20 protein-coding genes are annotated in these 21,463 nt (G+C 61.9%); 13 read left to right on the top strand and 7 right to left on the bottom strand.

All coding sequences use genetic code 11. From position 1 onward, the window contains the following. Positions 1-11 precede the first annotated feature (11 nt). Entirely contained in the window at positions 12-884 is an 873-nt protein-coding gene (locus ACM9LZ_RS21505) for a 3-hydroxyacyl-CoA dehydrogenase family protein (RefSeq protein WP_416621581.1), read from the bottom strand. Between ACM9LZ_RS21505 and ACM9LZ_RS21500 the strand changes: the two genes are divergently transcribed. The 7 genes from ACM9LZ_RS21500 (at position 870) to ACM9LZ_RS21470 (ending at position 8,404) form a co-directional block, all read left to right on the top strand. Further along, positions 870-2,318, top strand: coding sequence for a CaiB/BaiF CoA transferase family protein (locus ACM9LZ_RS21500; protein WP_416621580.1), 1,449 nt, complete (start codon positions 870-872; stop codon positions 2,316-2,318). The genes ACM9LZ_RS21505 and ACM9LZ_RS21500 overlap by 15 nt on opposite strands. After that, the gene (locus tag ACM9LZ_RS21495; protein WP_416621579.1) at positions 2,318-3,493 is read left to right on the top strand and encodes an acyl-CoA dehydrogenase family protein; all 1,176 of its coding nucleotides are present in this window, start codon (positions 2,318-2,320) and stop codon (positions 3,491-3,493) included. Before ACM9LZ_RS21500 ends, ACM9LZ_RS21495 begins: the two co-directional genes overlap by 1 nt. A 2-nt stretch (positions 3,494-3,495) precedes the next feature. Continuing rightward, on the top strand, positions 3,496-4,254 hold the full coding sequence (locus ACM9LZ_RS21490; RefSeq protein ID WP_416621578.1) for an enoyl-CoA hydratase/isomerase family protein: 759 nt from the start codon (positions 3,496-3,498) through the stop codon (positions 4,252-4,254). Positions 4,255-4,282: 28 nt separating this feature from the next. Continuing rightward, a complete protein-coding gene (locus tag ACM9LZ_RS21485; RefSeq protein WP_416621577.1) occupies positions 4,283-5,062 on the top strand; it encodes an enoyl-CoA hydratase-related protein in 780 nt (259 codons plus the stop codon). Positions 5,063-5,200: 138 nt separating this feature from the next. Continuing rightward, positions 5,201-5,779: a cupin domain-containing protein gene (locus ACM9LZ_RS21480; RefSeq protein ID WP_416621576.1), complete on the top strand. Its 579-nt coding sequence runs from the start codon at positions 5,201-5,203 to the stop codon at positions 5,777-5,779. A gap of 21 nt (positions 5,780-5,800) precedes the next feature. Continuing rightward, the gene (locus tag ACM9LZ_RS21475) at positions 5,801-6,820 is read left to right on the top strand and encodes a hydroxyquinol 1,2-dioxygenase (RefSeq protein WP_416621575.1); all 1,020 of its coding nucleotides are present in this window, start codon (positions 5,801-5,803) and stop codon (positions 6,818-6,820) included. Positions 6,821-6,907: 87 nt separating this feature from the next. After that, positions 6,908-8,404, top strand: coding sequence for an aldehyde dehydrogenase family protein (locus ACM9LZ_RS21470; protein ID WP_416621574.1), 1,497 nt, complete (start codon positions 6,908-6,910; stop codon positions 8,402-8,404). Between the two features lie 121 nt (positions 8,405-8,525). Here ACM9LZ_RS21470 and ACM9LZ_RS21465 read toward each other — a convergent pair whose 3' ends face one another. Together ACM9LZ_RS21465 and ACM9LZ_RS21460 are read right to left on the bottom strand one after the other, a co-directional pair. Continuing rightward, positions 8,526-8,831, bottom strand: a complete 306-nt coding sequence (locus ACM9LZ_RS21465; RefSeq protein ID WP_416621573.1) for a YciI family protein — start codon at positions 8,829-8,831, stop codon at positions 8,526-8,528. 3 nt (positions 8,832-8,834) lie between these two features. Then, positions 8,835-9,233 (bottom strand): Rieske (2Fe-2S) protein, encoded by a 399-nt coding sequence (locus ACM9LZ_RS21460; protein ID WP_416621572.1) that lies wholly within the window; start codon positions 9,231-9,233, stop codon positions 8,835-8,837. A 231-nt stretch (positions 9,234-9,464) separates the two neighbouring features. Here ACM9LZ_RS21460 and ACM9LZ_RS21455 point away from each other — a divergent pair, with 231 nt between their 5' ends. After that, positions 9,465-9,968, top strand: coding sequence for a flavin reductase family protein (locus tag ACM9LZ_RS21455; protein WP_416621571.1), 504 nt, complete (start codon positions 9,465-9,467; stop codon positions 9,966-9,968). A gap of 194 nt (positions 9,969-10,162) precedes the next feature. Here ACM9LZ_RS21455 and ACM9LZ_RS21450 read toward each other — a convergent pair whose 3' ends face one another. From ACM9LZ_RS21450 to ACM9LZ_RS21440, 3 genes are all read right to left on the bottom strand, one after another. Further along, the gene (locus ACM9LZ_RS21450; protein ID WP_416621570.1) at positions 10,163-12,322 is read right to left on the bottom strand and encodes a TonB-dependent receptor; all 2,160 of its coding nucleotides are present in this window, start codon (positions 12,320-12,322) and stop codon (positions 10,163-10,165) included. A 510-nt stretch (positions 12,323-12,832) separates the two neighbouring features. Then, the gene (locus tag ACM9LZ_RS21445; RefSeq protein WP_416621569.1) at positions 12,833-14,038 is read right to left on the bottom strand and encodes an alcohol dehydrogenase catalytic domain-containing protein; all 1,206 of its coding nucleotides are present in this window, start codon (positions 14,036-14,038) and stop codon (positions 12,833-12,835) included. An 8-nt stretch (positions 14,039-14,046) separates the two neighbouring features. Beyond that, entirely contained in the window at positions 14,047-14,580 is a 534-nt protein-coding gene (locus ACM9LZ_RS21440; protein WP_416621568.1) for a cupin domain-containing protein, read from the bottom strand. Between the two features lie 184 nt (positions 14,581-14,764). Here ACM9LZ_RS21440 and ACM9LZ_RS21435 point away from each other — a divergent pair, with 184 nt between their 5' ends. The 4 genes from ACM9LZ_RS21435 (at position 14,765) to ACM9LZ_RS21420 (ending at position 19,083) form a co-directional block, all read left to right on the top strand. Beyond that, on the top strand, positions 14,765-16,408 hold the full coding sequence (locus tag ACM9LZ_RS21435; RefSeq protein WP_416621567.1) for an FAD-dependent monooxygenase: 1,644 nt from the start codon (positions 14,765-14,767) through the stop codon (positions 16,406-16,408). A gap of 25 nt (positions 16,409-16,433) precedes the next feature. After that, positions 16,434-17,600 carry an alpha/beta fold hydrolase gene (locus ACM9LZ_RS21430; RefSeq protein WP_416621566.1) on the top strand — a complete coding sequence of 389 codons (1,167 nt, stop codon included), beginning with the start codon at positions 16,434-16,436 and terminating at the stop codon, positions 17,598-17,600. A 68-nt stretch (positions 17,601-17,668) separates the two neighbouring features. Continuing rightward, the gene (locus ACM9LZ_RS21425; protein ID WP_465123040.1) at positions 17,669-18,430 is read left to right on the top strand and encodes a CoA transferase subunit A; all 762 of its coding nucleotides are present in this window, start codon (positions 17,669-17,671) and stop codon (positions 18,428-18,430) included. Beyond that, positions 18,430-19,083, top strand: a complete 654-nt coding sequence (locus tag ACM9LZ_RS21420) for a CoA transferase subunit B (protein ID WP_416621565.1) — start codon at positions 18,430-18,432, stop codon at positions 19,081-19,083. Before ACM9LZ_RS21425 ends, ACM9LZ_RS21420 begins: the two co-directional genes overlap by 1 nt. Before the next feature lie 64 nt (positions 19,084-19,147). Here the strand turns inward: ACM9LZ_RS21420 and ACM9LZ_RS21415 are convergent, their stop codons facing one another. Next, the gene (locus ACM9LZ_RS21415; protein WP_416621564.1) at positions 19,148-19,903 is read right to left on the bottom strand and encodes a helix-turn-helix domain-containing protein; all 756 of its coding nucleotides are present in this window, start codon (positions 19,901-19,903) and stop codon (positions 19,148-19,150) included. Between the two features lie 227 nt (positions 19,904-20,130). On the opposite strand from ACM9LZ_RS21415, the gene ACM9LZ_RS21410 reads away from it, so the two are divergent. Continuing rightward, positions 20,131-21,363, top strand: coding sequence for an acyl-CoA dehydrogenase family protein (locus ACM9LZ_RS21410; RefSeq protein ID WP_416621563.1), 1,233 nt, complete (start codon positions 20,131-20,133; stop codon positions 21,361-21,363). The last annotated feature ends 100 nt before the right edge of the window (positions 21,364-21,463 follow it).

Raw genomic sequence — 21,463 nt, 5'->3', positions numbered from 1 at the left:
CAGCCCCCTTTTCAAGCGCCGTAAAGGCTGTTGTTGCTGTAATCGTAAAAGCCCTTGCCGGACTTGCGCCCCAGCAGGCCGGCGGCCACCATGCGCCGCAACAGGGGCGGTGCCGCCGCGCGCGGATCGTTCGTCACCCCCTGCATCGCCTCGCTCAATCGTACCTGGGTATCGAGCCCGATCATGTCGAGCAGCTCGCACGGCCCCATGGCAAAGCCCATCGCCGCCTTCATGGCGCGGTCGATCTCGGCCGGTTCGGCCACCTCCGCCTCGATCAGGCGGATCACGTCATTGTGATAGGGGATGCAGAAATAATTGAGAATGAAGCCCGGCCGGTCGCGGGTTTCAACGACGGTTTGCCCCGTTGCCGCCACGAACTCCAGCGCGCGGGCCCAGGTCTCATCCGAAGTCTGGATCGCCCTCGAACATTCGACCAGCTTCATCACCTGTGCGGGAAGGCAATAATGCGCCCCGGCCACCCGGTCCGGCCGGCCCGATCCGGCCGCCAGTTCGGTGATCGACAGGGTCGAGGTGTTACTGAGGAAAATTGCTTCGGGTTTGCAGACCTCGTTCAGCTTCAGCCACAGGCCATGCTTGACGGTGATATCCTCAAACACGGCCTCCACTACGACATCCACGTCGATCAGGTCGGCCAGCGAGCTGGTATATTGCATCAAGGCAAGGGCCTGCGCACCCGCCTCCGGGGAAAGACGCCCCTTCTTGACCGAGCCGGCAATGAAGCCGGAAATCTGCGCCCGGGCGCGCTGAAGTGCGCCGGCGTCCAGATCGAACAAGGTTGTCCTGATCCCGCTCCGGGCAATGGTAATGGCAATGCCAGTTCCCATGGTTCCGGCGCCGGCAACCGCGCAATGATTGAATCCCAAGGCTGCGCTCCCTTTGAAACTTTCCCTGACTGGGCGGGAGGTTTCCTGGATGACGGCCAACCGATCAATTGCCGCACAAGGTATGTCCGCCCTGTGCCCCAAGGCGAAAGGTACACTTGGCAGGCACCCCGCCTGGATCGATTGCGACCTCGGATACGCTTTCGTAAACGCTATCGCTTACATCGAACCAAGGAGTCCTTGATGAAGCTGCCAGTGGACTCACTTCATCCCGCTCCCGCCGGCACCGGCGGGCGCTTGCTGGACGGGGTACGTGTCCTTGACCTGACAACCTCAATCGCTGGCCCCTATGCCACCTTGCTGCTGTCTGACCTTGGCGCTGATGTGATCAAGGTGGAACGTCCGGGCACGGGTGACGACACACGGGCCTGGGGCCCTCCCTTCCTTGATGGACATTCGCTCTGGTATCTCAGCGTCAACCGCAACAAGCAGAGCGTGACGCTCGACTATTCCGCACCCGAAGGCCTTGCCGCCCTTCATGAGCTGGTGCGGCAATGCGATGTCGTAGTCGCCAACCTTGTGCCGCGCGTGCAGCGCAAGCTTAAGGTGAACCACGCCACGCTGTCCGCCCTTCGCCCCGACCTTGTTTTCTGCTCGATCACCGGTTTCGGCCTTGAAGGCGCGCGGGCGGAAAAGCCCAGCTACGATCTCATAGCCGAAGGTTACAGCGGGATCATGGACATTACCGGCGAGGCGGAGTCCCCGCCGCAGAAGGTGGGGGCACCGGCCGCCGACATGCTGTCGGGTATGGACGCTGCGATGGCGATCATTGCCGCCCTGTTTGAGCGCCAACGGAGCGGAAAAGGCCATGTGATCGACATTTCCATGGTCGAAAGCATGACCCGCTTCCTCAACCCCCGCATCATGACCTATCTGGGCAGCGGGGAAGTGCCCCGGCGCACGGGTGCCAAGGACAGCGTCATCGCCGTCTACCAGTCGTTCGACACGGCCGACCTGCCCCTGACGCTGGGGCTGGGCAATGACCGTATCTGGCAGCGTTTCTGGGATGCGGTTGGAGAGCCGGAATATGCGCAGGACCCCCGTTTTTCATCGAACGCCAAACGGCACGCCCTGCGGCCGGAAATTGTCGTCCACATCCAGGAACTGCTGCTGACCAAAAGCAGGAACGAATGGCTTGCGCTGTTCGAAGCCAAGGGCATCCCCTGTGGGCCGATCAACCGCATCGACGAAATCGCCGCCGATCCTGAACTGGCCCGCCGGGGCTTTTTCTACCGGATGGAAATGGACGGAACGCGGGTTCCGCAGGTCGGGCTTGGCATTGCGATTGACGGCCAGCCCCCGTCGCCGCGTTCAGCACCGCCCATGCTTGGTGCCCACACGGACGCTGTCCTGCGCGACCTGGCGGGTCTGGACGAGGCGCGGATCAATTCCCTTCGCAGCAAATCGATAATCTGATGAACAACATCCTGGAACGCATTACCGGTTCGCTGCCCTTCTCGGATGAAGAGCGTATGCTCATCGAGGCCGTGGAGCGCGTTACCACCGAAACCATCGGCCCCAACGCGGCGCGCTATGACCGTGAAGCCAGCTTTCCGGTGGAAAGCATGGCCGCCATCAACGAACTCGGTCTCAACGCCATGTTCGTGCCCGAGGCCTATGGCGGCGCCCCGTTGAGCTTTACCGCCTATCTGGCCTGTCTGCAGATCATCTCCGGTGCCTGTGCGGCAACGGGTATCACCTGGGCCACCAATTTCCACGCCATGAAGCCCCTGATCGACTTCGGGTCGGAGGAGCAGAAGCGCCGGCTGTTGCCACGGATTGCCGAGGGCGGCTTGGCGGCCCTGGCGATCACGGAGCCTGACGCGGGATCGGACGCCACCGGCATGCGCACCCGTTTCACGCCGGACGGTGACGACATCATCGTCGATGGCGGAAAAATCTTCATCTCCAATGGCGACAGGGCCGACCTTTACCTGCTGTTCGGCAAATGGGCGGGCATCGACAATCCGCGCAAGGCCATCTCCGTTCTGATCCTGGAGAAAGGGACGCCGGGTTTCGACGTCTTGGGTGTGGAGCACAAGATGGGCCATCGCGGCTCTTCGACCGCCACACTGTCCTTTTCCGGATGCCGTGTTCCGCGCGCCAACCTGATCGGGGAGCCGGGATCCGGCCTGCCGATCCTGTTCGCCTCGCTGAACAAGTCACGCCCCAGCATCGCGGCCCACTCCCTGGGCATCGCCAAGGCCGCCTTTGCCAAAGCCGTGAAATATGTGAACGAGCGCAAACAGTCCGGCCGCCGCATCATAGACAATCAGGCGATCCAGTTCATGATTGCGGACCTGGCAACAGACATTGCCATGACCGACGCCTTCCTCTGGCGTCTGGCCGCGCTGATCGACGGCGGCGCCACCGATTTTGCCACCGAAAGCTCAATGGCAAAGATGCGCGCGTCAGACGTAGCCATGAAGGTCACGGACGCCGCCGTGCAGCTTCATGGCGGCTATGGCTATTGCCAGGAATATGAAGTCGAGCGGCTGATGCGCGACGCCAAGATCAATCAGATCTGGGAAGGCACCAATCAGATCCACCGCCAGCTCATCGGTCGTGCGTTCGCCCAGAAGGAAACCTGACCATGTTTCACACAGAGACCATTGGGGCCCGGTTCGTCCTGACCCTGGACCGGCCGCCCGTCAACGCGATCAATGATGAATGGCTGAGCCGTTTCAACGCCATCATCGATACGCTGGAAACGCGGCTGGACATCGCGGTTGTGCATATCCGTTCGGCCCACAAGATTTTCTGCGCCGGGATGGACATCGCCCATATCGAGGCGCTGACCAAACGGCCTGCCGCCGCCGCCGCCATGGTCCGCGATGTCGGTGAAATCCAGCGCGCCTATGCCCGGCTGGAGGCCTTGCCGCAGGTCGTTCTGGTCGAACTGGGCGGCCCCGCCCTGGGCGGCGGGCTGGAACTAGCGCTGGCCTGCGACCTGCGCATCGCGGCCGACGAGGCGAAACTGGGCCTTCCCGAAGCAAAGCTCGGCCTGATCCCAGGGGGTGGCGGCAGCCAGCGCCTCACCTGGCTCTGCGGCAAGGGCGTTGCGGCCCGCCTGATCCTTTCCGGCGAAGTCGTGAACGGTCAGGAAGCCCTGAAGCTGGGACTGGTCCAGTGGTCGGTTCCGCGCGAGCGGCTGGCCGCAGAAGCCGCCCAGCTGGCCGAGCGCATCACCGCCCTTTCCACCGGTTCGCTGCACGAGGCCAAACGCCTGATCCAGACCGCCCTCACCCCGTCCCGTGACGGGTTCGCCGAGGAGCTGGAGGCCGACAGGCGGCTTTTCGATCTGCCCGACACGCGCGCGCGCATTGCCCATTTCCTGAGCGGCGGCCGTTAAGCCCGTCAGCCAATTCTAGGACAAGATCATGAGCTATTCAGAAATCCTCTACGAAGAAGATGGTCCGATCGGCAAGATCACGCTCAATCGGCCGCACGATGGCAACATGTTCACCGAGACCATGTGCCACGAGCTTCGCGACTGCATCAACGCCATCCGCCGCGAGACCCGGACGCGGGTGATCATTCTGACCGGTGCGGGGGACAAGTTCTTCTGCATCGGCGGCCGCAAGGAAGGCATGGAAGATACCCAGCTCTATGCCGGCGTACTGCCGACGCTGGAAATGTATGAAAGCATCGACAGGCTGCAAAAGCCGGTGATCGCGATGGTCAATGGCTTTGCCGTTGGCGGCGGCAATGTGCTGCAGATGGTCTGCGACATGACCATCGCCAAGAAAAGCGCCGTTTTCCGGCAGGTCGGCCCGATGATGGGCAGTTTCGACGCCGGTTATGGCACCTGGTATCTGGAGGACCTTGTGGGCAAGAAAAAGGCCAAGGAAATCTGGATGCGCAATCCCAAGATGACAGCCGACGACGCCCTTGAACTGGGCCTCATCAACAAGGTCGTGCCCGACGAGGAACTGGAAAGCGCAACGCGCCAATTCGCGCTGGAGGTGGCCGATCGCGGTTCCTTCGCCCTGGCGGCCATCAAGGGGGCGTTCAACGCCCGCCATAGCGGTGTCAGCGGCCTGTCACGCACGACGCACGACCTGCTGCTCCCGCTCTATCTCAAGACAGCGGAGTCCAAAGAACTGTCCAAATCGTTTGCCGAGCGCCGCAAGCCGAACGCGGACGAATTCGGTCATTGATCACGCGGGTCGCAATGACCCGCAGCACCTGACGATTACGTAACTGTCGTCACGGGAGAACTGTGTCCGCTGTCGGCGTGACACAACTGCGGCCATAGGGCCCGCTCGTCAATGGTACGCCCGGCGGACGGGCATCCAATGGCAATTTACAGCCCCGGTGATTTTCTGGGTACTGACAGGGACAGTTCTGCTCACAAGACTGACTGGGATCTCACCATGAAATACAGAACCAAGTTCGGCTCCCTCGCGGACTACGAGAAGGGCAAGGTCATCCCCATCGACGATAATCCGAAGAACTACGTTTTTTCGAATATCTTCGAGGTTGCCAACAAGTCGGCACCGTATGAGAGGGTCGCCGTCGCCAAGAATCTCGAGTACGTCATTGAGGTCGCACGCGCCGAAGGTGTTTCTCCCTGGTACACGGCCGCGCACGATGAGTTCGTCCTGGACATGGATGGGACCGTCGAGGTCGAGTTGGTAAAGCTGGACAATCCCACGGAGTTCGCGCCGGCTGACAGCCAGGGCGCGCGGAAGCTCCCGGCGGACCCGGCTGGCCGGAAGATGGGCCGCCTTGTCCTGTCGCGCGGCCACCAGGGCCTGCTGCCCCGGGGATCGGCCTATCGCTTCAAGTCCGTCAGCCAAGCCTGCCTGATGATCCAGACGGTCGAAGGGCCCGAAACCGTGCAGAAGTGGGCAGAAATCTGCCAGAACTCCTAACTGAAACCGGAGGCCATAGCTATGTCAGCAGCCGCAACGACCGCTAGCCCTGCGAGCACGCAGCTCGTCACCCACACCGAGATCGGGGCGATCGACAACACCACCGGCTATCGTTCCTTCAAGGCCGGCAGCTTCACCTTCGCGCGCGATGAATATTTCGCCCGGATCACGTGGCCCAAGGGCGCACACACGATGCCGGTCGATGCCTTCCTACGCGCCCTGATGCGTGACGTGGCGTGGGGTTTCTTCTATGGCACCGTCAATTTCGACGACGTTGTCGGCACCGTTAATCACTATGGTGAAGTGACCCTGTTCGCGGGCCGCTACAACGACGCCTATCACGATGCCGGCCGCGATCATGAAGAGCGCTTCCCTAGCGACGTGCTGATGCCGCTGTTCAAGGCCGTTCTGGCCGACTGGACCAACGAAGGCTTCGATCCGTTCGCCTCGCCCATGGAGACCAATGCGCCCTGGGGTTCGAAGAACGGCAACAATGAACCGGCCATCACCCGCACGCGCGTTTCGGCCAAGCGTATGGTCGGCCTGCCGGGCGACACCCCGCTGCGCACGGATGAAAACGGCTTCCCCGCCAACCGGATGTTCCCGGATGTCGACCAGTCCAAGCCGGTTATCGAAGCCGAGCCGGGTTTTGAAGGCCAGGTCTGGGCTTACAATCTGTTCGACTATCTGTCCCGTTCGGACGTGACCTGGAACCCGTCCGTCTGCTCGGTGCTGGGTGAAAGCCTGTTCTGCCCGACCACGGAGGAGTTCTCGCTTCCGGTCGATCATGGCAATGATCGCTGCGAATGGTTCATCACCCTGTCCGATGAGATCGATTGGGAGATCAAGGACAAGGAAAGCGCCAAGCCGCGCGCCACGGTGCTGACCCGTGCCGGTGACGTGTCGTGCATGCCGGCGGATATCCGCCACAAAGGTTTTGCGAAAAAGCGGGCGATGCTGCTGGTCTGGGAGAACGGTTCGCCGAAGATCCCCGAAATGATCGCCCGCGGCGAGGCCCCCACCGTGTCGGTCACGTGGTAAAACAAGGGCTTATACTGTGAACTCTAAAGGGCAGGAGCTTTCAAAAGGCCCCTGCCCTTCCTGTCTTCTGAAGAACCGGGAAATCCAATGCCAACGCTCGCTCCCATCGATCCCGCCGGCCTCAACACCCGCCTCTACATTGATGGCTCATGGGTCGATGCCCTCGCCGGGGGGGAGATTGACGTCATCAACCCGTTCGATGGCTCGGTGATTACGAGGATTGCCGAAGGCCGTGCCGAGGATGTCGACCGCGCGGTGGCGGCGGCCCAGGCGGCGGCCCCCGGCTGGGCGCGCCTGCCGGCGCATGAACGCGGCCGGCTGCTGCTGAAACTGGCCGATGCGATCGAAGCGGATGCCGACTATCTCGCCCGCCTGGAAGCCACCAACACCGGCCATCCGGTGCGCGACTGCCTTGGGCTTGACGTTCCCCGTACGGTTCTCTGCTTCCGCTATTTCGGCGGCATTGCCGACAAGCTGGAAGGGTCCGTGATCCCCGTGGACGCCGGCTTCCTGAACTATGTGAAGCGTGAACCGATCGGCGTGGTCGGACAGATCGTGCCCTGGAACTTCCCCCTGATGTTTGTCAGCTGGAAGCTGGGGCCTGCCCTAGCGGCCGGCAACACCGTCGTCATGAAGCCCAGCGAGATTACGCCGCTGTCGACCTTGCGCGTCGTGGAGCTGATGGAAAAGGTCGGCTTCCCGCGCGGCGTGGTCAACATCGTCACCGGCTACGGCAATACGGCGGGCCAGCGGATTGCCGACCATCCCGGGATCGGCAAGATTTCCTTTACCGGATCGACCAATATCGGTCGGGAAATCGTCAAATCTTCGGCGGGCAATCTCAAGAAGGTGCAGCTCGAACTGGGTGGCAAGGGGCCCAACATCGTGTTTGAGGATGCGGTGATCCCGGCCGCGGTGAATGGCTCGGCCTTCGGCATCTTCCACAATCAGGGCCAGGCCTGCATCGCCGGTTCGCGCCTGATCCTGCATGAAAAGATTGCGGATGAGTTCCTCGACCGTTTCATCGGTCTGGCCCGTTCGATCCGGCTGGGCAACCCGCTGGACACCGAAACCGAGATTGGTCCGCTGACCTCCCGCGTCCATCACCAGCGCGTGCTGTCATATGTCCAGATCGCCAAGGATCAGGGCGGCGAAATTCTGTCGGGCGGCCGTGTCCCGTCGGCACCGGAACTCCAGGCCGGCTATTTCATCGAGCCGACCATTGTCCGCGCAAGGCCCGGCGACCGGGTGCAGCGTGAAGAGGTATTCGGTCCCTTCGTGACCGTGACCACCTTCAAGGACGATGCCGAAGCGCTGGCTATCGCCAATTCGACGGAGTATGGCCTCGGTTCCGGCCTGTGGACCCAGAACCTGACCCGCGCGCATCGATTTGCCGACGGCATTCATGCCGGCATGGTCTGGATTAATTGTTATAAGCGGGTGCACCCGGCTTCGCCCTTCGGCGGGGTCGGCGTTTCGGGCTATGGGCGTGAAATGGGCTTCGAAGCCATGCAGGAATATACTCAGCCGAAATCGGTCTGGGTCAATGTCGATGCCCAGATCCCGCCATTCTATAGGCGCTGATTTATCAATTCAGTCTTTGACAGGGGCTGGAAGTACTGACCGATGGTCCGTATTTTCAGCCCCTTCTTCATTGAATAAAAGCAGGTCAGGTCGATCCGAAGGCGAGCCCGGACCTTGCGGATCACTCCACCGGCGGGGCGCCCAGCCCCCAGTCCCAGCGGTCCAGTTCGAACCGGGCGAACAGTCCCGCACCGTGATAGGGATCACCTTCCAGATAGCGCAGCGCCGCGTCACGGTCGGGTGCGTCCAGGATCAGCAGCGTTCCCATGGCCTCGGCGCCACTCTCATCGACGACCATGCCGCCGGCGACAGCACGCACCCCATGGTGCGTTTCACGGATATAGAGCCGGTGGTCCGGGCGGATCGCCGTCCGGATCTGCGCCGATGTTTCGGGGACATCGTAACCCCGGAAAATGAAATAGGGCATGGCTCAACCTATCACCAGCATACCGGCCTGATCGACCGTCACCGGCACCGTTTCCAGACTGCTGCCCGTACAGGCGCCGTCGATGCACAGACCGTCTTCGATCGTGAACACCGCCAGATGCCGGCGACACATGATCCGCGCGCCGTCGCGTGACAGAAACTCGTCCGCGCGCACATTCAGCGGCAGTGAATAGTGCGGACAGAGATTGAGATAGCCGAAACACCGGCCGTCATGACGGACCACGAACATCCGAAAGGCGTTCAGTCCCTGGCCGAAGACATATTCCCTGCTTCCGCCCTCGGGCACCTCGTCCAGCCTGCCAAGCACCGTACCCATCGCCGGTGCCTGCGCCCGGAGTTGCCAGCCATCTGGCGGCATGATTGCGGCCTGTTCTTCCATCATCTCAACCTTTCAGCGCGCTGCAAACCGGTCAGAATGTACATTGCCGCTATACTACGGCCGTGGGCTCGAACGTCCAGTCCTGGTACGCTCACCCTGCGGACGCCATGAAATTACTCATGGTGGCGTACCCAGTATTCACGATCATGAGATGATCGCTCGGACGCATTCAGCGCCAAGCATTATTGCGAGCGTCTCACTCTGCCGCTCGTGCCATTGTGTAAGGACAAGGCGATGTCTCTCGATCCCCAGAAGTTCCGCTCGATCCTGAGCCATTATCCAACCGGCGTCTGCGTCATCACCGCCACGACCATGCGAGGCGAGGCGATCGGGATGACGGTGGGCACCTTCACATCGGTTTCGCTCGATCCGCTGCTGATCGGCTTCTTCCCCGATCGGAAATCGGTAAGCTGGTCGGAGATCGCGGCGACCGGACGCTTCTGCGTGAATATTCTGGCCGACGACCAGGAATGGCTCTGCCGCAAGTTCGCTTCCCGCGAACGAGACAAGTTCGCCGGGGTCGTCCACCGCGCATCGGAGAACGGCCAGCCCATGCTTGATGGGGCGGTGGCCTGGATCGATTGTTCGATCCATGGCGTCCAGGAGGCCGGCGACCATTATCTGGTGCTGGGCCAGGTCGAGGCGATGGCGCTGGCCAGCGACCGTGTCGCCTCTCCGCTCATCTTCCTTCAGGGGAAATTTGGACAGGTCGCCCGTATCGAAACGCCGGCGGCGTAGTATCCATCCTGGGCGGCGGGATCGTCCCTGCCGCCTTACGGATGGGCTGTTGAGCGCACCAAAATAAGCCGCTTCTGCGATCGATCCAGGCTGATATTCGCCTGAACCAACCGCAGAAGCGGCCTTTCTTTTGTCCTGCCGGATAATCTGCAAACTGGCCGCAGGCGTGCCTGCGGCCGCTACTGCATTACGCCTTAGAACTTGAAACCGGTACGAACACCGTAGGTGCGTGGGGCTCCCAGATTGCCCCAGTAATCCGGCGCCAGACCCGGCGCCTTCACCGCACCCGTCAGATAGGCCTTGTCGGTGACGTTGCGGACAAAGGCCGATACGTACCAGTCAGCCGTTTCCGGCTGAAGCGTCAGGCTCAAATTGCCGGTGAAATAGGCCTCCTGCACGGATTCCGGCAGGAAGTTGATCTCCAGATTGGAGGTCGACTGATAATGGCCTTCACCACGGGCGATCAGCTCATAGGTCCCGATCGGGAACGTGTGCTGGTAGCTGCCATTGATCGTCCAATGCGGGGCAGACGCATATTCATGGCCCTTGGGCTGAACCACGCCACCGATGGAGAAGGCACCGGTATCGGATTCCAGCCAGGAAACCGACAGGTTGAAATTGTCATTGGGCGTCGGCTGCCATTCAAGCTCCATATCCGCACCATATAGATGGCCCGACGGAATATTCTCGATCACGAGCTGGGTACCCACGCCGGGAATATTGTAGATCGCACCTTCCTGATGGTCCTTGTAGCTCCAGTAGAAACCGTTCAGGTGCAGGCGGACATCGTCGAAGCGCGAACGCACACCCGCTTCATAAGCGGTCAGCGTTTCCTGCTTATAGCTCAGACCCCCATTGCCGAAGGCATAGGCGTTGATGCCGCCCGATTTGTAACCGCTGGTCACGTTGGCATAGAGCAGAGTGCGGTCCGTCAGGTCATATTCGACGCCGACCTTGAAATCGACATTGTCGAAATCAGCCTCGCGCGAGATCGAGACGGTTTCGATGAACAGGTTCGCCGGATCCTTGGCCAGAAGCGATTCCAGCGAAAGCGAGCGGCCAGGCGCAATCGCGATGCCCTGAAGTTGCGAGATGGGAATGAAGGAGGCCAGCGGCGGCGGGACGGACGGCAGCGTCGTCTTCAGGACGGAGCTGGTATTGGGCTTGGCCTCGCGGCCGTCATGCGAGTAACGCAGCCCGCCGACCAGACGCACATCATCCTGAACCGACCAGGTCAGCTGACCGAAGACCGCCTGGGAATCCTTGGGCGTCTTCGAGAACACGCTGTTCGCGCTGATCGAGTCACCTTCCATGAAGCTGTTCTGCAGCGGTGCGGGCGGCCCGAACGGGTTCGGCCCATAGCCGGTGCTGTAGAAGAAGCCATCATAGGTGCGCTTGCCCCAGAAGGCATAGCCGCCCAGCAGCCATCGGACAGAACCGGCATCGCCGTCAAGACGCGCTTCGATGCTGGTCTGCGACGACTTGTTGATCAGGTCCGCGCGGAAGGCGTTGATATACTGGATGTCGTCGGTGTTGATGACGCGATAGCCAGGCACGACGGTCAGGTTCGCAAAACCCAGATCCGCGTTCAGCTCCGCCCGCACGCCCCAGTACTCGTCGTCGCGATGGGCATCACCGGCCACCGCTTCGTAATAGTTCACGTCGAACGGATCACCGCCCTTGGTGCCGCGGCCGGTGGAGAGCGGCACGGGCGTCTGGGTATTGCCCACGCCACCTTCATGATAATAGTCGCCGGCCAGCAGCAGCGACCAGCGTTCCTGCTCCATCAGCACTTGGCCACGGAGGCCGCCTTCCTTGGCGTCATTAAAGGTGTCCGCCACATAGCCGTCATGGCGATTCAGGGTGCCGGACAGGCGGGCGGCCACATTGTCGCCCAAGGGCACGTTCATATGGCCGGACAGGTTGTAGCCATTATAATTGCCATATTCACCGTCGACGGCGCCGGACGTCTCGCCAACCTTCGGCTTGGCGCTGACCACGGAAATGACGCCGGCCGTGGCGTTGAGGCCGTAGAGGGTGCCCTGCGGCCCCTTCATCACTTCAACGCGCTCCAGGTCATAGAAACCGCTGGTCAGGCCGATATTACCCTCGATGGCCACGCCGTCCTGGATGAAGCCCACGGCCGAACCGCCAAGGGGGGCGAACTGGCTGGAGCCGACGCCGCGGATGGCCAAGTTGGTGGCCGTACCTTGCGAGGCAACGGTTACGCCCGTGACCGTGGAACCGAGGTCGATCGCATTGGTGACACCGGACTGCGCCAAATCATCGCCCGCGACGGCGGAGATCGCCGCCGCGGCCTTGCTGAGAGCGCGGGGCGCCTTCTGCGCTGTCACAATGATTTCCTCGAGTTCAAAATCGCCGTCGGCCCGCTGCGCATGACCCGGAACTGTCGCAGCCAGGGACATCGCCAGGGCACTGGCGAGCAAAGACGCTTTATAAGCTCGCATCCGGTATTCCTCCCCCTTCATGATTTTCATGTGCTTGGCATGCACTGCCAACACGGGCGGCCGGCCTTTCCTATTATGGAAATTCGTTGTCGACCGATTGGTGCAGCCCGTTAGTCTGACGTCGTGTTGCAGGTTCAGTTTAGGCAGTTTTCCGGCGGTTCGAACTGCACTGGAAGCAGTGTCCGGCTAGTGCACATATTCATGTAAAGGTGCAATGCCCAAACCATCTTAATGGCACGGGTGCTGGCGAAAACTTGAAGGCACGTCACGGTGGCCGGCGGCCCTGCCTCCAGGCTTTCAGTGTGTTTGTGGGTGGCATGATTGAGAGACAGCGGCCCAGACCTGACCGCCCATCCCGTTCGGCGACAGACGCACCAAAAGCGGTGAACGCCTGTTTCAGACCGCACCACCGGAAACGGTTCCCCCCGCAGGCTCGGCATGCGGAAGCAGAACGACTTTTGCTTCTTCGAAGCGCGACGCGACCCGAAGCGCCTGCAGCCCCTCGCTCAGATCGAAACGCGCATCAATGATGGCGCTCAGGTCTATGCGCGCGCTGGCATGAAGGGCGATCAGCGGTTCGAAGCCGCCAATATGCCCCATGGTCCCGGTCAGCCAAGCCCCCGCCCCCTGATAGGCGAAAAGGCTGATCGGCATCGGCTTGCGTTCCACCCCCAGAGAAACGACCTTGGCGCCGATGGCCAGCGCCTTTTCGAACTGGGGAAACAGGCCCCGGGCATCACCGGTGGCCTCCACAAAGAAGTCGATGCCCACGCCGCCGGAGAAGTTCAGCAGCACATCGGAGATGCCATTCTCGTGATCCGCCAGTTCACGGATATCGACCGCCATGTCGGCACCTAGGGCCAAGGCATGGCGCAGCCGTTTCGGCGTGCGGTCAAAGGCGATGATCTTTGCCGCCCCCGCACAGCGGGCCAGGCTGACACAGGACAGACCGATGGGTCCGCATCCGAAAACCGCAACTGTCTCCCCGGGCAGAAATCCGCCGGTCTGACGGAACATGCCGACATAGGCCATCGCGGCGGGCTCACACACCGCCCCCACGTCCATTGCCCTGTCGAAACCTGCCCGTTCTGCAACCGGCACCAGGGAATGGGCGAACCGGGCGGCGGTCACAAAATACTGCGCCATGCCGCCATCGGAGGTGAGGCCGGAAAAACCGGTGTCAAGACACTGATTCGGCCGGCCCAGGAGACACGCACGGCAGGAGCCGCACGGCTGCAGGGCCTGCACGGCCACCGGGTCACCCACCTGCAGATGGCGCACGGCCGGGCCAGTTTCGACAATCTCACCGGCAATTTCATGGCCAGGGATCAGAGGCAGCCGCATCATATACGGCAACAGAACATACCCCTCCGCGTCACTGTCCCCCATCTTACAGTTGGATCGTGCGATGCCGGCCCGATGCACCTTCACGATGACATCGTCTGGCGCGGTGATGCGAGGCATGGGCCGCTGTCCCAACTCGAAATGGGGGTTGCGCCACGCCTGCCGTGCATCGCCCGCAAAACGCCCCGCGAGTTCGTCGCTCGTCAGGAGCGCACCTTCTCTAGGCTCCCAGTCCGCGGACAGGGTGATTGCCAGCATGGATCCGTTCATTCCGGCGCGACACCCAACGAAATGGCCGCGATCACGGCGGGCTGGTCCGTGCGGTTATGCCAGGCGTGCCAGGTGCCGTTCTGGATCACGACATCGCCACGGCGAAGCAGTGTTTCCGGCCCCTCTTCCAGCTGAAGCCAAAGCTCGCCGTCCAGGACGATGACATGATCGATGGACGGCGTCGCATGGAAGCCCGGGCGCTGCGGGTCGAACGTGTCGGCCAAACCCGGCAGGACGCGGGCGGTCTCTTCGTCGGCGGCCGCTGGATCGACGCCCCCCCAGACGGCGTCCGGGGGAAACTGCACGATAAAAAAGGTCGTGCCGGACGGTTCGGCAAGCAATGTCGACAGTTCGACGGTCCGGTCGACGGCGGCGTCTCGCAAGGAGGCGCCAGCCTTTGTGGACCACACGGTGACATTGCTGAAGCCCGGTATGGCTTTGAAATCATGCGATCTCGGCACTGGACCGTCCGCGACCACCTTGCTCCGCCCTTCGGCAGATAATCCCGTAACAACCCGGCGCACTTGCATCGGATGGCCTCCCCGAAAATCCACTGTTTGGTACATGAGCCTTTGGATCAAAGGACGCAGCGCGCCAGCCCGATACCGCCCCTGTTCGCTCTGCGTACGCGGGTCACACTGCGGACAGTTTGAGGTTTGCCCGTCCATTTCGCCCGTCTCGTATTAGAGCTTGGGTGCGAGAAAGGATGCTGAAATGACGGACTTAGCTCACGAATTCCCTGTGATAATTGCTGGCGGTGGCCCGGTCGGGACTGCCCTGGCCATCGATCTCGCGCTTCGCAACATTGCTTGCGTGCTCATCGAAACACGGCGCGATGGAGAGGTTATTCCGGCCAAGGCCAATATGACCAACATCCGCTCGATGGAACACTTCCGGCGGTGGGGTATTGCGGACCGGTTGCGGCAGAATGATTGCGTGGGACCGGAGGTCCAGCGCGACGTGACATTCGTGACTCGGCTTAACGGCCACCTCGTTCATCATTTTCCGAAGACCTATGAAACGACCGATGCCCTGAAAATCGCTTCGGAAACCGGTGAATGGGCGCCCAACCGCACGATTGAGGCCACGCTGTTCCAGCGTGCACGGGAACTGCCCCTGATTACGCGTCTGCATGAAAGCGAAGTCACGAATCTGTTCCAGGACGAGACGGGTGTCACAGCCTATATCCGCGGCCCTGGCGGCGAAAAAACGGTGCGCGGGCAATATCTGGTGATCGCCACCGGTTCCGCCAGCCCGCTGCGCCGGCTGGCATTGAATGTGCGCATGGAAGGCCGCCCCAATCTGGGCCGGGCCTTTTCATGGTTTATCCGGTCGCCCAACCTCAAGAAGGTGTGGAAGGCCGGCCCGATCGCCTCGATGGTCTATTTCTACAATGACGATCGGGCGGATGACCTGCTGATCCCTCAGAACGAAGACGCCACCGAGTTCCTTTATTATTCGTGCCCGATGCCGAAAGGTTTCGATGGCGACAACTGGAACGACGTCAAAAAACTGCTGCTGGGCGCCGTCGGCGAAGAGATCGATGTGGAGCCCATCAGCGGCGGCAGCTTCAGCCTGCATTCGCTGACGGCACCGCGTTTCGATTTCGGCCGCACCTTCCTGATCGGCGATGCCGCGCATATGGTTTCGCCCCAGGGCGGTTTCGGCATGAATCTCGGTATCGGCGATGCGGCCGACCTGGGCTGGAAGCTGCAGGCGGCTATTGAGGGCTGGGGCGGCGATCAGCTTCTGCCCAGCTATACGGTCGAACGGCGCGAGGCCGTGCTTTTCTGTCAGAAGGGCGCGGAGGAAAACCAGGAGATGCAGGCGCACTCCCTGGTTCTGGAAGGCATCGAAAAGCACGGCCCCGAAGGTGATGCGGTGCGCGCCGAGGTGTCTCGGCTGATCGTCGATAAAAAGACGCAGCAGTTCAAGTCGATCGGCGGGCAGCTGGGTTACACCTACTCGGCCTCCACCATCATCGTCCGCGACGGCAAGCCGGCCTTCAAGCCGCTGTTCCGGGAGTTCAAGGAAGCCGCCCGGCCGGGCAACCGCGCCCCGCATCGCTTCCTGGCCGATGGCAGCGCACTTTACGACCATGTCGGATGGGGCCTGACCCTGATGGTGCTGGGTGAGTTCGACACCGCCCCCTGGCAGGAAATCGCCGCCCGCCGCGGCATTCCTCTAAAGGTGTTCGCCCCCACCAACCCGGACGATATCGCCACGCTGCGCGGCGTCTACCCGGAAACGGCAATCCTGATCCGTTCCGATCACCATATCGCGTGGCAAGGCAGCCAGCAGCCGGACGATGTCGAGCGTGTGCTCAAGATCGTTACTGGTAACGCGCTGGCCAAATAGGTCCGGGACAGGGGGAGAAGGGTATATGCCGTTCGCAGTCACACAGAGAGGACGTCTCTACTGGAGACAGGATGGGGCGTCTTCCCGCCCGGCGCTGGTCCTGCTTCATCCGGCCCTGTTCGATCATACGATCTGGGACCGGGTGATACCCTTCTTCCAGGATCATTTCCGCGTGATCCGGGTCGACCTGCCCGGACACGGCGTTTCCGACCCGCCCTTGCCAGGCGGCACCTTGGCCGAACTGGCCGGGGATATTCTGTCGGTGCTGGATCATGCTGGCATCGATCGGGCGCTGGTCTGCGGTCAGGCGTTGGGCGCTCTGGTCGGGCTGGAAATGGCGGGCACCCGGCCGGACAGGATCAGCGGCGTTGTCGCGGCACTTGGGCTGGACGATTTCGACAGCGGCCTGTGGGCCCAACGCAGCCATCTGGCCCCCGGCTCGACGGTGGGTAATCTGGTCGACGGGTTCTTCAGGACCGCCTTCCCCCTTCAGCAGCAGGAACGTCTGGACACCTGGGTTGATCCGCTCCGGCTTTCGATGCAGTCGACGACGCGTGACGGCTATCGCCAGGCTGCCGCTCTGCACGCGGCCACGGATGCCGGGCGGCTGCTTGCCGACTGCTCGGTGCCGGGGGCCATCGTCCTTGCGGGGGATGGTGCGGACCCTGCTCCCTGGGACGGGCGCATCGGCCTGTCGGTGGTAAAATCCACCGCGTGCTGCCTGCCAGCAGTGGAGGCTCCGGGTGAGCTGGCGACCATCATCGGCCGGCTGCATGACCGGATACAGCCGGATGGCACCGGGCTTGATCCTGCCCGTAACGGCGAACGGGTACGGCGCAGCGTGCTTGGCGATACCTGGGTCGACCAATCGCTGGCCGCGCGTGATGCCTGGATCTGCGACTATCAGGATTATGCGACCGAGGTCGCCTGGCACACGATCTGGGGGCGCAAGGGCCTCGACTACCGGACACGCCGCCTGCTTGTCCTGGCCCTGACTTCCGCCCTGGGCCGCTGGGAGGAATTCCGCTTCCACACCAGACTGGGCATCGAGCGCGGCTCCCTCACCGTCCAGGACATCAAGGAAGCGAGCCTGCAGACCGGCCTTTATGCCGGCGTTCCGGTCGCCAACACCGCCTTCAACGAGGCGCGCACCATTTTTGCCGAAATGGGCATCCGGTTCCAGGGACGTTAGCCTCTGCGACTTCCCCTGCCCGTACACCAGTCAGACGCTCGGGAACGGACGAAGGACAAGGCGGGCGCGTGCCGGCAATTGAGTGCGCCAGACAGCGTAAAGTTGACAGGTATCCGATGACATCCAAGATTTATCCTTCGCCGGAAGCGGCCCTCGAAGGCCTCCTGTTCGACGGCATGACGATCATGTCCGGTGGCTTCGGTCTGGTCGGCAATCCGGAAAGCCTGATCCCCGTGATCCGTGCATCGGGGGTGAAGAGCCTGACGGTCATCTCCAACAATGCCGGGGCCGACGGGTTTGGCCTGTGGATGCTGCTGCAGAGCCGCCAGATCCGCAAAATGATCTCCTCCTATGTGGGGGAGAACAAGCTGTTCGAGCAGCAGTTCCTGTCGGGCGAGCTTGAGCTTGAACTGACGCCGCAGGGAACGCTGGCCGAACGCATTCGTGCGGGCGGAGCGGGCATTCCCGCCTTCTATACGCCCACCGGGGTCGGCACTGTTGTTGCCGACGGCAAGCCCGTCGAAGAATTCGAGGGAAAGCTCTATGTCCGGGAACGTTGGCTGCGTGCCGACCTGTCCATCATCAAGGCCTGGAAGGCCGACAGCGAAGGCAATCTGATCTTTCGCAAGACCGCGCGCAATTTTAATGCGCCCATGGCCGCTGCAGGCAAGGTCACGGTCGTGGAGGTGTCAGAGATCGTGCCCGACGGTACGCTGGATCCCGATGCCGTGCATGTTCCCGGCATTTATGTCGACCGCATCGTAAAGAGCACGGTCAGCGAAAACAGGATTGAGAAGCTGACGACGCGCGCCCGAAAGGAGAACAACTGATGTCTTGGTCTCGCGATCAAATGGCCGCCCGCGCGGCCCGGGAACTGCACAACGGCTATTACGTCAATCTCGGGATCGGCATCCCCACTCTGGTGGCTAACCACTTGGCCGAAGGGGTCCGCATCACGCTTCAGTCCGAAAACGGTATGCTGGGCATGGGACCGTTCCCCTATCCCGATGAGGTCGATCCCGAACTGATCAATGCCGGGAAGCAGACCATCACCCAATTGCCGACATCATCCTTTTTCGACAGCGCACAGAGCTTTGCCATGATCCGCGGCGGCCATATCGACGCGGCCGTGCTGGGCGCCATGCAGGTGTCGCGCGGGGGTGATATTGCCAACTGGATGATCCCGGGTGTCATGGTCAAGGGCATGGGCGGGGCGATGGATCTGGTCGCCGGCGTGAAGCGCGTGATTGTGGTCATGGAGCACACCGCCAAGGACGGCGCGCCGAAAATCCTGGAACAGTGCACGCTGCCCCTGACAGGCACGGGGTGCGTGGACATGATCATCACCGATCTTGCGGTGTTCAAGGTCGCTGAAACCCGCGACCGCCTGACCCTTGTCGAGTTGGCCGACGGCGTGACCCTGGCGGAAGTGATCGAAAAGACCGGCTGCTCGTTCGAGAACGTCGTTCAGCAGGCGGCCTGATCAGCCGGTTTGGTGCCAGAGACCAGCACTGGCACCAAATGCGCCGACGGTTCATACCGCCGCCTCAGCGACTATCAAGGGATGAGCTGTAATCCATGTCGGAGGCCAGTTCTTCGAGTATTTGGTCGCGCAGGGACCTCAACGATGCGAGGTACCCATCCACCGGGTTCGCCTCGGGGGCCTCACTCACCTCCCATACCGTAGCCAGGGCGCCGACCAGGGTATCGCCTTTTCCGACCGGAACGGCAACACCGCTGACACGGCCGGTGGCATCATGATCAAGGGCATAGCCCTGCTGGCGTATCGTTTCCAGGCGGCTTTTTACATCCGGAGGGCCCTGTTCAATCAGGAAGGCTTGCAGTTCGGGCGACGCATGGGCGGCAAAGGCCCAACCCGGCGCCACTTCCCAGATCGGGGCCGCAGCACCGACCCAGCCCAGATCCGTCCAGAATACGCTGGAACCGCGCGTGGTTTCCCGGATGACCATCCCCTTTTCGGAATAGGTACACAGGAAAACCGGCCAGGACACGTCCAGCGAGGAATTGCTGAGTACGCTGTGCGCGGCGGTGGCCACAGGATCGGCGCGTTCGATGCCGGTAATCAGCTTCCCAACCGCCTCCGTCAGTCTGTAGACCTTTTGCGCAGACGGACTCCGATACAGGAGGCCGCTTTCGACAAGCGTATCAAGAATACGATAGACGGTCGGACGCGGAAGATCGATTTCCTGAGCGATCTTGCCTGCCGTCGCTTCCCCCATGGTATTGACGTACTGAAGGATTGCGACACCCCGTTCGAGCGATCTAATGCGCTTATACGTCATCGGCAAACAAGCTCACATTCGTGCGAACCGCGTACACCACGTGGACTGGGTACATCACGTGGACTGCGGCGTGAAAACCCGTTCAGCACGGCGCTGACTGAGGTAACGATCAACTATAAACCCGCGCTACCCATCCTGCCAGTCCCCGAGCATTGGGTGGCGGCTTTTTCCTTGTTTATCAAGGCGAAAGCCAGGCCTTCGGGGCACGCCAGTCCTGAGAGATACCCGTGGCAAACGTCATTCACGAACAGGCAGATCGCTCAACCGTTACTCCGAAGGAAATCATCGCCCGCGCCATGGCCATGCGGGAGGAGCTTTCCAGCGAGTGTGAGGCCAACAACGCCAATGGCGGCTGTTCGCGCGAGCGGCATGAAAAGTTCAAGCAAGCCGGGTTTTATCGGATGCTCGCCCCCAAGATCTATGGGGGGTTCGAGATGGACCTCGAGACATTCCTCAGCGTCGTCATCGAGATCGGCCGGGCCGATCCGGGCACGGCGTGGGGCATGGGCCTGTCCGCCGGGCACGCGCTGCATCTCGCCGCCTATTTCCCAGAAGAAGCCCAACGAGAAGGCTTTGCCGATCAGGCGGATTTCATCTGTCCGCAGCGCGCCCTTCCCTCCGGTCGCGCCGAGAAGGTCGACGGTGGCTATATCCTGACGGGGGACTGGGCCTATGCCTCCGGGGTCCCGCATTCGAACTGGTTCATGGGCGCGGCCAACGCGTTTGACGATAATCAGCCGATTGCTCCGATTGGCTTCATCATTCCCCGCGATCAGATCGAAGTCCTGAACGATTGGGGCGGGGATCAGGTCCTGGGCCTGCAGGCGACCGGATCGAATACGGTCCGAATCTCCGGCAAATTCATTCCCGACCGCTGGACTTCCCTGTTCGACTGGCCCCGCCGCGATCTGAGTAAGGACGGGACGATCGGGTATCAGTTGCATGGCAACTCGCTCTATCTCGGCCGTATCATGACCTATTTCGGCTGCGAACTGGCGGCCCCGATGGTCGGCGCGGCGAAGGGTGCGCTTGACGAATATAAGCGGTTGATCGAGAGCCAGAAGACCCATTTCCCGCCGCCGATGCCACGCGCCGAATCCCACTTCTTCCAGCAATGGTACGGCGAAGCGATGGGCATGGTGGACGCAGCGGAATTGCTCCTCCTCGGCACGGCCCGGCGCTATACGGCGGCCTGTGATGCGTGGGCGCGCGACCGCACGCCGTTCACCTGCATCGACGATGCCCGCATGCGTCAAACCGCCCTGATGGCTGGCAAGATAGCCTGCGACGCCATCCAGATGATGTTCACCACCTCCGGCACCACGGCGGCCCGGACTGGGTCGCGTCTGCTGCGTTTCTACAAGGATGCGTCGACCTATCGCACCCATGTCACCAGCCAGTGGCAGGTGATGACGCATTCGGCCGGCAAGGGCGCGCTTGGGTTCGACGTGACGCTTTGATGGCCTCCGCGCCTTCAGCCGGCGCTGGCCAATAGGCCAGGTCGAGCGCAAAGTCCCGAGTCCTTACAGCAAGGGTCAAAGGCCTTTTCTGTAAGGACTC

It is taken from the genome of Niveispirillum fermenti, assembly GCF_048066175.1.
In the GTDB taxonomy this organism is placed as follows: Bacteria; Pseudomonadota; Alphaproteobacteria; order Azospirillales; family Azospirillaceae; genus Niveispirillum; species Niveispirillum fermenti.
This window is presented reverse-complemented; position numbering and strand designations above follow the sequence as displayed.

Excerpts from the sequence above, each read along its gene's own strand:
- ACM9LZ_RS21495 (WP_416621579.1), top strand. The coding sequence starts at position 2,318 with ATGAACAACATCCTGGAACGCATTACCGGTTCGCTGCCCTTCTCGGAT.
- ACM9LZ_RS21420 (WP_416621565.1), top strand. The coding sequence starts at position 18,430 with ATGTCTTGGTCTCGCGATCAAATGGCCGCCCGCGCGGCCCGGGAACTG.
- ACM9LZ_RS21455 (WP_416621571.1), top strand. The coding sequence starts at position 9,465 with ATGTCTCTCGATCCCCAGAAGTTCCGCTCGATCCTGAGCCATTATCCA.
- ACM9LZ_RS21470 (WP_416621574.1), top strand. The coding sequence starts at position 6,908 with ATGCCAACGCTCGCTCCCATCGATCCCGCCGGCCTCAACACCCGCCTC.
- ACM9LZ_RS21460 (WP_416621572.1), bottom strand. The coding sequence starts at position 9,233 with ATGATGGAAGAACAGGCCGCAATCATGCCGCCAGATGGCTGGCAACTC.
- ACM9LZ_RS21490 (WP_416621578.1), top strand. The coding sequence starts at position 3,496 with ATGTTTCACACAGAGACCATTGGGGCCCGGTTCGTCCTGACCCTGGAC.
- ACM9LZ_RS21475 (WP_416621575.1), top strand. The coding sequence starts at position 5,801 with ATGTCAGCAGCCGCAACGACCGCTAGCCCTGCGAGCACGCAGCTCGTC.
- ACM9LZ_RS21430 (WP_416621566.1), top strand. The coding sequence starts at position 16,434 with ATGCCGTTCGCAGTCACACAGAGAGGACGTCTCTACTGGAGACAGGAT.
- ACM9LZ_RS21465 (WP_416621573.1), bottom strand. The coding sequence starts at position 8,831 with ATGCCCTATTTCATTTTCCGGGGTTACGATGTCCCCGAAACATCGGCG.
- ACM9LZ_RS21440 (WP_416621568.1), bottom strand. The coding sequence starts at position 14,580 with ATGCAAGTGCGCCGGGTTGTTACGGGATTATCTGCCGAAGGGCGGAGC.
- ACM9LZ_RS21435 (WP_416621567.1), top strand. The coding sequence starts at position 14,765 with ATGACGGACTTAGCTCACGAATTCCCTGTGATAATTGCTGGCGGTGGC.
- ACM9LZ_RS21445 (WP_416621569.1), bottom strand. The coding sequence starts at position 14,038 with ATGCTGGCAATCACCCTGTCCGCGGACTGGGAGCCTAGAGAAGGTGCG.
- ACM9LZ_RS21485 (WP_416621577.1), top strand. The coding sequence starts at position 4,283 with ATGAGCTATTCAGAAATCCTCTACGAAGAAGATGGTCCGATCGGCAAG.
- ACM9LZ_RS21480 (WP_416621576.1), top strand. The coding sequence starts at position 5,201 with ATGGCAATTTACAGCCCCGGTGATTTTCTGGGTACTGACAGGGACAGT.
- ACM9LZ_RS21415 (WP_416621564.1), bottom strand. The coding sequence starts at position 19,903 with ATGACGTATAAGCGCATTAGATCGCTCGAACGGGGTGTCGCAATCCTT.
- ACM9LZ_RS21500 (WP_416621580.1), top strand. The coding sequence starts at position 870 with ATGATTGAATCCCAAGGCTGCGCTCCCTTTGAAACTTTCCCTGACTGG.